The sequence below is a fragment of the SAR324 cluster bacterium genome (assembly GCA_029245725.1).
Classification (GTDB): Bacteria; SAR324; SAR324; order SAR324; family NAC60-12; genus JCVI-SCAAA005.
This window is the reverse complement of record JAQWOT010000075.1, coordinates 21,306-31,418: the sequence shown is the minus strand read 5'-3', so window position 1 is coordinate 31,418 and position 10,113 is coordinate 21,306. Positions and strand designations below refer to the sequence as shown.

Sequence of the window (10,113 nt, the reverse complement as noted above, 5' to 3'; positions counted from 1 at the left end):
TTTGGGTGGAGGTTCTTCAAACTCATCTGTTGGAGCAACATTTTCATCTTCTTCAGCAACGTTATCATCCTGTTGATCTAGTTGATCATCTGATGACTCATTGTTGAAATCAGGACGACCACGACCACGACCACGACCTCTGCCGCGATTTCTTGAGCGAGATTTTTGTTGTTTGCTTTCATCCTCCTCGTCTTCGTTACCTGAGTTGTTTTCAGCAACTGATTCAAGAGGAGTAGCCACTTCTTCTAAAAGTGAATCTTCTGGCTCCTCATTTTGCTCTTTAGCAGGATGAGGTTCTTTGTGGATGCGGAAATCCCTTCGTGCTCTTGCTCTGAAATCACGATTTCGATAGGCCTCACTGGGATCACTGTCAACGGCCTCCTGAACGAGGGCTCCGTCACGCCCAACAAGTTCAATATCTGGAATCTCACATGGAGTAAGGCTGGGATCGGGCGTGATCTTGATCCTAAGAGAATATTCCATCTCCAATTGATAGAGATGCTTTCTTTTCTGGTTTAGTAATTGTTCCGCCAACACGAGGGGGAGTCGTAAACGTACCTCTTGAATCTTGCCACTTAGAACCAGATCTCTCATCTGTCGCAGCAGCTTATTTGCGAGCGAAGAGTTCGAGATGACTTTCCCAGAGCCATGGCAGGCCGGACAAAATTCTTTTCCACTTTGAGAGAGACTTGATGCAATCCGCTGCCGGCTCATCTCCATTAGTCCGAATTGGGAAATTTCGCCCAGAGTCCACTTAGCTTTGTCTTTGGACAGGGATTCTGAGAGACATTGAACTACTGCCTGACGATTCTGGCTATGGTTCATATCAATGAAATCAATAACAATCAGACCCCCAAGATTCCGAAGTCGAAGTTGCCGCGCTACTTCTTCAGCGGCCTCAATGTTGGTCCGGAGTGCAGTCTCCTCAATATTTTTTTCCTGGTTAGATTTACCAGAATTGACATCAATCGAAACAAGAGCCTCTGTTGGCTGAATCACTAAACCACCTCCAGAAGGCAAGGGCACTTGGGGGTGGTTCAACCATTCGATTTGATCTTCAATTCGATGCTCAGAGAATATTGGGCGCTCTCCAAGGTAGAGTTGAAGCTTCTTTTGACGACCTGGCATGTTGGTCTGGAAAAATTCTAACGCTCTTTGGAAGGCTTCAGGATCATCGATGATGACATCACCCACATCATCTGTGAAGTAATCCCGCAGCATCCTAACGACAGCATCTTCCTCTTGGTGCAAGAGGGTTGGATTTGAGGAACCTTCAAAGCTTTGTTTGATCTGATTCCACGTTCTCCGAAGTGTCATAAAATCTTGCTTTAATTCACTCAAGCTTCGGTCCACTCCTGCTGTGCGAATGATTGCCGAGGCGTCTTCACTTCCCAGACCCTTGAGCAAATGCTTGAGGCGAGTTCTCGTTTCGTTGTCCTCGATTCGTTTGGATACTCCTCCCTTGTCGCTATTAGGCATGAATACGAGAAAACGCCCAGGAAGTGAAATATTCGTTGTTAAAGCGGCACCCTTGTGAGCAATCTCATCCTTTGCTACCTGAACCATGATTTTCTGGCCAGAATGAAGCAATTGATTGATGGCAGGTCTCCCACGAATCCCCCTTGGTGCCTTGAAAAGCATTTGGTTTAAATCAGAAGCTGCAAGGAAACCATGACGTTCTGCACCATAGTCAACAAAAGCGGCTTGAAATGAGGATTGGATCTTCACCACATTACCGATGTAAATATTCCCTACGGTTTGGGCTCGGTGGGTGTAATCAATGTAGAGATTGTCAAGCATCTGATTGTTGGCAATCGCGATACGTGTTTCATCATCTTCGACATTGATCAGCATGTTTTTGTTGGAATCTGACATCCTTCTCCTTCGTAAGGAAATTGGAGATGATGACGCTTGGTTCCAAGAGGTGGGTCTTCTAGTGGCAGTAACCTATTGGCGGACAGAAAGAGTTTGGAGTAGGCTTCAGTTAGTTGGATTCAAAGACTAACTTTGCCCAGATTTTCAGCAGTCCAACAATACTTTGATTGCTGTGATTTCTTCAGACAAAGTCATGAAGATTTCAAAACTGTGAAAACCAGGATCCAACAAATTTGGGGTTCAAAATTCGATTCGTTGAAGCTGAGGAAAGACAGTTCCTCAATATTTCATCGTGATCTGAGCTTCTGAATGATTGTGCCTATTGTTTTCTGGCGTCATTAGGTTCTGCTTTTGGAAGCAGGACCACGACTGCAAGTGCAGTCCGAAACTGAGCGTCAGGGCGTGCTATTCGGTGTTCTTCATCGGAACTACCTCGTACTCGCCGTGTTCGTTTTTCAAAATCATTTCAATGCGTTCTTCCGCCCTTTGGAGTAGTCGGTGGCAGTCCCGGCTGTGGCGGATACCTTCCTCAAAAGCTTGCAGCGCTTCTTCCAAAGCCAAATCACCGCTTTCAAGGCGACGAACAGCTTCGTTGAGTTGCTGAAGGGAATCTTCAAAACTGTGAGATTCAGCCATTCATATGGCTTCAATAATTCGACTCACCATCACATTAAGTGGTCCGTCTTGAGCTTTAATAGTCAAATCAGCTGTAAGATAAACGGGTTCTCTCTGCTGTAGCATTTGGTTAACATTTTCTTGCCAGTTTGGCTGCTGTAGCAAGGGTCTATGTTGGTCACATTGTAACCGCTGTTTTAGGGTCTCTCGATCCACCTGAAGATAAACGGTTTTACCAATGCCTTTCAGTAATTCTTGATTCTCTGATCGGAGAAACATCCCCCCACCTGTTGAAAGAATCGTATTGTGCACATTCTGGAGATTTTCCAAAAGTTTGGTTTCCAAATCCCGAAACGTTGATTCTCCCACATACCGAAATATTTCCTCGATTGTGCAGCCTTGCTGTTTCTCAATTTGCTGATCAGTATCTAGGAAGAAATAACCGAGGCGATTTGCTAATTTTCTCCCCACACTTGTTTTACCTGCTCCCATGAAACCGATCAAAATGATGTTCATGCAGGGATGTCCATCGAGATTTCTTCATTGGAGCAACTCTCGATCCAACCACCACCGAGCACTCGATCCTTCTCATAAAACACTGCAGCTTGTCCTGCGGTGACAGCACGCTCAGAATAGGGCAGATGCAATATCGCTTGATCTATTGCCAGAGGTGTCAATATCGCTTCACATCCTCGATGAGAATATCTCAACTGGACCGTGATCTCTCTGGGGTCATTCGGTTGTTCAATGAGCCAGTTGATATCTTTTACTTGAATCTCATTGAACAGGAGATTCTCTCTTTTGCCAAGAACCACCTGATTCTCATCAACATTTATGGCTACCACATACCATGGGGTCCTGTCACTAATCCCCAAACCTCTGCGTTGTCCAATAGTGTAGAAAGGAATTCCCCTGTGTTTGCCAAGTACTTTGCCGTCTAAATTTATAAAGTTACCTGGGTTTTCAGTGATGCGATTCTGTGCTTTCAGAAATTGTCGATAGTCTTCATCTATAAAGCAAATTTCCTGACTATCTGGCTTGGATGCAGAATCAAGTTTGAGCTTTTTGGCGAATAGTCGGACCTCAGATTTGATATGGTCTTGTAACGGAAAGATCAAGCGCTGGAGTTGGTGATAAGGAATACCATGAAGAAAATAAGTCTGGTCTTTTTTGCGATCTCTTGGTCGATGGAGCTCAATTTTTCCATTGTCATCTTTCAGAATTTTCGCGTAGTGGCCTGTTGCCAAGAATTCACAATCCAGCTCGTCCGCTTTTTTCAGTAGTAGTTCGCTCTTGACCGTGCGATTGCACATTACGCATGGATTTGGAGTTCTACCCAAAGCGTATTCATTGATAAAATAGTCAATTACGTTTGACTGAAAATCCTCCTGAAAATCCAAAACATAAAATGGAATTTCTAATCGTTCACAAATTAGCCTAGCATCCAGAGCTTCATCAAGCGAGCAGCAACTTTTAATTCTTTTTTTTGCTTCAGGGCCCTGATACAGTTTTAGGTGAAGTCCAATCACCTGATAGCCCTCTTCTTTTAGTAAGGCCGCGGCAACGGAGGAGTCAACTCCTCCGCTCATCGCCATTGCTACCCTTGGTCCTGCCATATTCTTTGCATCAAGTTTTTTTAACGGCGCTCAATCGGTTGGAACTGGCCATTGTACTCAGTGAAATCCATTCGACGACCTTTCAGTTGCATCTCTCTATTGCGAGTGGCAGTAAAGCGATCAAAACGTTCCTTGATGTGTGCATCGTAAGCATCACGCATCGCTTTCAGTTCAGCATTCCAAGATTCTTGAGCTGCTTCTCTCAGCCGAAAAGGTACATAGGGCAATGGTTGTGGCTGTGAACTTGCGACATCCTGAATTTGATTTGCTGTATTTCTTACTTCTTCTGGTTCGGCAGCATAAATTCTGTCAACAGCGTCAGCCGATTCTTTCCGAATCAGGTTTTGAATTTGCAAATCTGACGGCACACTTTGAACATTATTTCCCTGAGCCTGAGCAATATTAAACGTCAGAATGAGAAGACAAAAGCCTGTGAAAATTTTTAGGTGGACCATTTTTTCTCTCACCCTCATGCTACCTTTTGGGGCCTCGGCGCAAAAGTACCGCAGGGATTGTTACTTGTCTGAACAGGCAAGATACAACTGCTTTATGCAGAGTCATACAGGATCGTTGGAAACGGCTAAGACTCGGTCTGCAGAGCGCAGGGATATTCTTGAACAGCAAGCTGCAGCAAGACCTGATCTGACTGCAGAAAGGAACCAACGTAGAGAGAGAGAGTTGCAAGAATTGCGGCAAATTGTCGAAGCTGCTCTGCGGCGAAATGTTACTAATGAGGGGAAGAAATATAAGGTTAACTATGGAATAGTCCTAGAACCCAGAGCGGTTGAAAGTCAAGAGCAGTCAGACAGGTAATTCTTGTGAATCGATATAATCGCTCATATTTTCAGTTAGATATTTTTCCAACTCCACCTCTTTTCCTTTCGCAGCACTTCTCTCCACAACGGTAAAAGTCCCAGATAATTTCTTCAGAAGTCGAACCTGCTCCTGATCAATTGGATCTAGCTCATCCACCTTGTTTGAATTCATCTCCTGTTCACTTGCATTAGTCACTTCAAAGATCTGGATTTGTTTGATAGATGGAATTTGTAAAATTTCGTTAAGTTTAGTTTTTGCCATTTGCTTGGCTGCTAACCTATTGAAATGGTGTAGGTTATCCTCACTATCTAAGAATGCAAAAAAGCTAATTCGTGAGTTTTCTAGAAATTGATCTGGTTCGTTGATCCGATAATTTTTGTGCTCAATAACAAAATTATAAATTTGCCCAGATTTAAGGGTTTGGGTCTGCTGAAGCCGTAATTTTTGAGACAGGGTCATTTTTTGGAAGGATCAAAATCATTAAAAAGTTTTTTGCTCATCATTAAGTGATCAAATGCCTTTGTCAAGGTATCTAGTAGATTGAATTTACTACGAATGGAACCTACTGAATTATATACTCAGATCATTCTGATAAGCAGATAAGTGGACAGAATTTTAGATAACAATTGAAAATTATCTAGGTTGTTGTAGTGTCTGCAAGTTTAAATATTTTTACTAATTAGAGTTTTTCCACACTCTGGATTGCTATTTCACAAACAATTTCAAAACCCTCTTTTTGGAGTAAATCGTGGCCAAGATTCAAGTAGCCAATCCAGTCGTAGAACTGGACGGTGATGAGATGACCCGAATCATTTGGCAGAAAATCAAGGACAAATTGATTCACCCCTACCTTGATGTTGATCTGCGATATTATGATCTTTCAGTCCAGAAAAGGGACGAAACTAACGATCAAATTACCTTGGATGCAGCGAAAGCAATTCAAGAACACAATGTGGGAATTAAATGCGCCACTATCACTCCGGATGAGGATCGAGTGCTAGAATTCAATCTCAAGAAAATGTGGAGGTCTCCTAATGGAACTTTGCGTAATTACTTGGGAGGTACTGTTTTCAGGGAGCCTATTATTTGCAGCAATGTTCCCAAACTCGTAAAAGCCTGGAAAAAGCCCATCATTGTTGGTCGTCACGCATTTGCAGATCAATACAAGGCTACAGATTTTAAGGTGAGCGGCCCCGGAACACTAAAGATCAGTTTTGAACCTGCTGATGGAGGAGAGACTGTCAATCATGAGATTTATCAATTTGAAGGGGCGGGGGTAGCACTTGGAATGTACAATACCAAGGCATCGATCATAGACTTTGCTCGGTCATGTATGAGCTATGCTCTGTCGAAAAACTATCCGCTCTACCTATCCACAAAGAACACCATCCTCAAACAATATGATGGAATGTTCAGAGATACTTTCCAGGAAATTTTTGACGCTGAATTCAAAGAGCAATTTCATAAAGCAGGATTGACCTATGAGCACCGACTCATCGATGATTTGGTTGCGCAAGTACTCAAGTGGGATGGAGGAATCGTCTGGGCCTGTAAAAATTACGATGGCGATGTTCAGTCTGACACGGTTGCCCAAGGATTTGGTTCTTTGGGACTGATGACATCGGTCTTGGTGTGTCCAGATGGTAAGACAATCGAGGCTGAAGCCGCACATGGAACAGTTACCCGACACTTCAGGGATCACCAAAAAGGAAAGTCAACCAGCACCAATCCGGTCGCAAGCATTTTTGCTTGGACAGTTGGCCTCAAACATCGTGGAAAATTGGATAGTAATGAGGACCTGATTCGCTTTGGAGAAACTCTCGAAAAGGTGTGCATAAGTACTATTGAGGGTGGGGTCATGACCAAAGATCTAGCTGTTGCAATCACTGGTAGCACAAACCCATCCAAGGAAAATTACGTATATACAGATGAATTTTTGGACGCTTTAGACAGTGGCCTGCAGAAAGCGATGAGTTAAAATTTTTCTGATTTCTAATCAATAGACACTCAGCTGATCAAGGATCTAGCTTATGAAAAGAGTAAAAGTTGCTGTGACCGGGGCGGCAGGCCAAATTGGCTATGCAATGGTGTTTCGACTAGCCTCCGGAGCCATCTTCGGGCCTGATACTGCAGTCCAACTTCAACTGCTGGAACTGGAACAAGCCCTTCCTGCACTGGAAGGGGTCAAGATGGAATTAGATGATTGTGCTTTACCACAATTGGAAAAAGTAACCTGTACTTCGGATGTGAATGTCGCTTTTGGCGATGCAGATTATGTCTTATTGGTAGGAGCCGCCCCCAGAAAAGCCGGAATGGAGCGTAAAGATCTCTTGGAAGTCAATGGGAAGATCTTTGTGGGTCAAGGCAAAGCAATCAACGATAATTCAGGTGAAAATGTGAGAGTCATTACAATAGGTAATCCCTGTAATACCAATGCATTAATCGCCATGAACAATGCCCCAAGAATCGGTGCAGATCGCTGGTTTGCTATGACTGCATTGGATGAAAATCGAGCCAAAAGTCAGCTTGCCCAAAAGGCTGGGGTTTTAACTCGTGAGGTCAGCAATGTTGCTATTTGGGGAAATCATAGCGCGACTCAGTATCCTGATTTCTACAATGCACTGATTCAAGGCCAGCCGGCTACTGATGTGATTTCTGATCATGAATGGCTGAAAGGTGAATTCATTAGTGTGGTCCAACAACGTGGAGCAGCAATCATCAAAGCTAGGGGGGCTTCTTCAGCAGCATCAGCTGCAAACGCTGCTCTAGATACAATCATGCGTCTAGAAAAGCCGACTCCAGCAGGAGATTGGTTCAGTGCAGCGGTTCCCAGCGATGGAAGTTACGGAATTCCAGAAGGCTTGCTCTTCAGCTACCCACTGCGTAGTAATGGAGAAAGCTATGAAATAGTGCAGGGCGTTGAATTGAATGATTTTGCGCAAGGTAAGCTAAATATCACTCGCAAAGAGTTGGAAGAAGAAAGAAATGCTGTGAAGAGCATGCTTACTTGAAATTGAATTCAACGATAGATAACTCTTGCTTGCCTAGCCTTGAATAATTAGGAATATCAACAGTCGTTATTCCATTCTCAGAGGACTGATGAAAATACACGAGTATCAGGCGAAACAAATCTTAGCCAAATACGGCGTTACCATACCCCGTGGAAAAGTAGCATTCACAATGGATGAAGCAGTGGGTGCTGCTGAAGAATTGGGAACTGAGATCTGTGTGGTGAAGGCGCAAATTCATGCAGGTGGACGTGGGAAAGGTGGTGGTGTTAAGGTTTCAAAAGGCTTGGAAGCTGTGCGCACAAATGCAGAGAAGATTATTGGGATGCAGCTGGTTACTCACCAGACTGGGCTCAAGGGACAGCAAGTCAAAAGGGTCCTTGTCGAAGAAGGAATGGACATCAAGAAAGAACTTTATGTCTCATTGCTGGTTGATCGAGGGTCTCAGCAAGTGGTGATGCTAGCCTCGACAGAGGGTGGGATGGACATTGAGCAGGTTGCAGCGAACACCCCTGAAAAAATTCTTAAAGTTGGTATCGACCCCACAATTGGAATGAGGCCCTACCAAGCTACCGAGTTGGCGTACGGTTTAGAGATTGACAAGATCAATCCAAAACTGATTAGACCCGCAGCAGCTCTCTTCCAAGGGCTTTATGAGGCCTTTGTGAATGAAGACTGCTCCTTGGTTGAGATCAATCCCTTAGTGCTCACTGGAGATGGCCGGGTCATTGCCTTGGATTCGAAGATCACAATCGATGACAATGCTTTGTTCCGACACAAGGACACGCTCGAGCTGAGGGATCTTGATGAAGAGGATCCTGCTGAAACGGAAGCCTCAGAAAATGATCTCAATTACATTCGATTGGACGGCTCTATTGGATGTATGGTCAATGGTGCTGGTCTCGCCATGGGCACAATGGACATCATTAAGGCCTGTGGTGGTGAACCTGCCAATTTTCTAGATGTTGGGGGGGGGAGTACCCAGGAAAGAGTTGAATTAGCTTTTCGGCTGATTTCCAGCGATCCACATGTAAAGTGCATCCTGATCAACATTTTTGGTGGGATTGTCAGGTGTGATATGGTGGCTGCGGGTGTCGTTGCTGCGATCAACAATGTTGACCTAAAAGTGCCGGTTGTGGTTCGTTTGGAAGGAACTAATGCTGGAGAAGCACATCAAATTGTGAATGATTCTGGTCTTGGTAGTCGCCTCCAAATGGCAGATGGTCTAAGAGACGCTGCTGAAAAAGCAGTTGCCGCTGTTGCCTGATCACCCCTCAAATGAGTATTGAAAGGAAAGTATGACAGTCCTCGTCAACAGCGAAACGCGAGTCTTGGTTCAAGGAATTACTGGATCCCAAGGGCAATTGCATACCCGTGGTTGTAGGGATTATGGAACCAATATTGTCAGTGGAGTGACCCCCAGCAAGGGTGGGCAAGATTTTGAAGGTGTTCCAATTTTCAACACTGTGAAACAGGCAGTGGAGTCTACTGGGGCAAATGCTTCCATGATTTTTGTTCCACCTCCCTTTGCCGCAGACGCTATTATTGAGGCCGCAGCAGTCAAAATCCCTCTTATTGTTGCTATTACCGAAGGTGTGCCTCTACAAGATATGGTGAGAGCTGTAAATTATGTAAAACGACAGGGAGTCAGATTGATTGGGCCCAACTGTCCTGGGGTCATTACTCCGGGAGAATGCAAAATCGGCATTATGCCAGGAAGCATTCATCAGCCTGGTAAAATTGGAGTGGTCTCACGTTCCGGAACTTTGACTTACGAGGCTGTAGGTCAGCTCAGTGGGGTAGGTTTAGGTCAGAGTACTTGTATCGGAATTGGGGGAGATCCAATAAACGGAACGAATTTTATTGATTGTCTGCGGATGTTTCAGGATGATCCAGGAACTGAGGCGATTGTGATGATTGGCGAGATTGGCGGGGACGCTGAAGAACAGGCAGCAACTTTCGTCAAAGCATATGTGACAAAGCCAATTGTCAGCTTCATCGCAGGGCAAACGGCCCCTCCTGGGCGAAGGATGGGTCATGCTGGTGCCATTATTTCTGGTGGCAAAGGTACTGCTGCCGAAAAGATGACTGCGCTGCAAGACGCTGGTATTCATGTGGTACCAACGCCAGCTGATATTGGGAAGAAAATGGTTGAGGTTCTGAAAAGATAATATCGAAAATGA

11 protein-coding genes are annotated in these 10,113 nt (G+C 44.5%); 5 read left to right on the top strand and 6 right to left on the bottom strand.

Features of this window, described 5'->3' with window-relative positions; translation table 11 throughout:
- The 5 genes from P8O70_03295 to P8O70_03275 form a co-directional block, all read right to left on the bottom strand.
- Positions 1 to 1,875 (bottom strand): Rne/Rng family ribonuclease (locus P8O70_03295; protein MDG2195908.1); only part of this gene is annotated, 1,875 nt, incomplete at its 3' end.
- A 405-nt stretch (positions 1,876 to 2,280) separates the two neighbouring features.
- The gene (locus P8O70_03290; protein MDG2195907.1) at positions 2,281 to 2,511 is read right to left on the bottom strand and encodes an exodeoxyribonuclease VII small subunit; all 231 of its coding nucleotides are present in this window, start codon (positions 2,509 to 2,511) and stop codon (positions 2,281 to 2,283) included.
- Positions 2,512 to 3,006: a shikimate kinase gene (locus P8O70_03285; protein MDG2195906.1), complete on the bottom strand. Its 495-nt coding sequence runs from the start codon at positions 3,004 to 3,006 to the stop codon at positions 2,512 to 2,514. It lies immediately after the preceding gene.
- A complete protein-coding gene (mnmA, locus tag P8O70_03280; GenBank protein ID MDG2195905.1) occupies positions 3,003 to 4,106 on the bottom strand; it encodes a tRNA 2-thiouridine(34) synthase MnmA in 1,104 nt (367 codons plus the stop codon). The genes P8O70_03285 and mnmA overlap by 4 nt, the downstream gene beginning before the upstream one ends.
- A gap of 20 nt (positions 4,107 to 4,126) precedes the next feature.
- The gene (locus P8O70_03275; GenBank protein MDG2195904.1) at positions 4,127 to 4,561 is read right to left on the bottom strand and encodes a hypothetical protein; all 435 of its coding nucleotides are present in this window, start codon (positions 4,559 to 4,561) and stop codon (positions 4,127 to 4,129) included.
- Between the two features lie 94 nt (positions 4,562 to 4,655).
- On the opposite strand from P8O70_03275, the gene P8O70_03270 reads away from it, so the two are divergent.
- On the top strand, positions 4,656 to 4,919 hold the full coding sequence (locus P8O70_03270) for a hypothetical protein (protein ID MDG2195903.1): 264 nt from the start codon (positions 4,656 to 4,658) through the stop codon (positions 4,917 to 4,919).
- Here P8O70_03270 and P8O70_03265 read toward each other — a convergent pair.
- Positions 4,908 to 5,183, bottom strand: a complete 276-nt coding sequence (locus P8O70_03265; protein MDG2195902.1) for a hypothetical protein — start codon at positions 5,181 to 5,183, stop codon at positions 4,908 to 4,910. The two genes, P8O70_03270 and P8O70_03265, sit on opposite strands and share 12 nt — an antisense overlap.
- Positions 5,184 to 5,670: 487 nt before the next feature.
- Between P8O70_03265 and P8O70_03260 the strand changes: the two genes are divergently transcribed.
- The 4 genes from P8O70_03260 (at position 5,671) to sucD (ending at position 10,101) form a co-directional block, all read left to right on the top strand.
- Positions 5,671 to 6,900 (top strand): NADP-dependent isocitrate dehydrogenase, encoded by a 1,230-nt coding sequence (locus P8O70_03260; protein ID MDG2195901.1) that lies wholly within the window; start codon positions 5,671 to 5,673, stop codon positions 6,898 to 6,900.
- A gap of 52 nt (positions 6,901 to 6,952) precedes the next feature.
- The gene (locus P8O70_03255) at positions 6,953 to 7,933 is read left to right on the top strand and encodes a malate dehydrogenase (GenBank protein ID MDG2195900.1); all 981 of its coding nucleotides are present in this window, start codon (positions 6,953 to 6,955) and stop codon (positions 7,931 to 7,933) included.
- A gap of 88 nt (positions 7,934 to 8,021) precedes the next feature.
- Positions 8,022 to 9,197 carry an ADP-forming succinate--CoA ligase subunit beta gene (gene sucC, locus P8O70_03250; GenBank protein ID MDG2195899.1) on the top strand — a complete coding sequence of 392 codons (1,176 nt, stop codon included), beginning with the start codon at positions 8,022 to 8,024 and terminating at the stop codon, positions 9,195 to 9,197.
- Positions 9,198 to 9,228: 31 nt separating this feature from the next.
- Positions 9,229 to 10,101, top strand: a complete 873-nt coding sequence (sucD, locus tag P8O70_03245; protein MDG2195898.1) for a succinate--CoA ligase subunit alpha — start codon at positions 9,229 to 9,231, stop codon at positions 10,099 to 10,101.
- The last annotated feature ends 12 nt before the right edge of the window (positions 10,102 to 10,113 follow it).

What these genes read in the sequence shown, in the direction of transcription:
- P8O70_03290 (MDG2195907.1), bottom strand. Translation starts at nt 2,511, where the DNA reads ATGGCTGAATCTCACAGTTTTGAAGATTCCCTTCAGCAACTCAACGAA.
- P8O70_03285 (MDG2195906.1), bottom strand. Translation starts at nt 3,006, where the DNA reads ATGAACATCATTTTGATCGGTTTCATGGGAGCAGGTAAAACAAGTGTG.
- mnmA (MDG2195905.1), bottom strand. Translation starts at nt 4,106, where the DNA reads ATGGCAGGACCAAGGGTAGCAATGGCGATGAGCGGAGGAGTTGACTCC.
- P8O70_03275 (MDG2195904.1), bottom strand. Translation starts at nt 4,561, where the DNA reads ATGGTCCACCTAAAAATTTTCACAGGCTTTTGTCTTCTCATTCTGACG.
- P8O70_03270 (MDG2195903.1), top strand. Translation starts at nt 4,656, where the DNA reads ATGCAGAGTCATACAGGATCGTTGGAAACGGCTAAGACTCGGTCTGCA.
- P8O70_03265 (MDG2195902.1), bottom strand. Translation starts at nt 5,183, where the DNA reads ATGGCAAAAACTAAACTTAACGAAATTTTACAAATTCCATCTATCAAA.
- P8O70_03255 (MDG2195900.1), top strand. Translation starts at nt 6,953, where the DNA reads ATGAAAAGAGTAAAAGTTGCTGTGACCGGGGCGGCAGGCCAAATTGGC.
- sucC (MDG2195899.1), top strand. Translation starts at nt 8,022, where the DNA reads ATGAAAATACACGAGTATCAGGCGAAACAAATCTTAGCCAAATACGGC.
- sucD (MDG2195898.1), top strand. Translation starts at nt 9,229, where the DNA reads ATGACAGTCCTCGTCAACAGCGAAACGCGAGTCTTGGTTCAAGGAATT.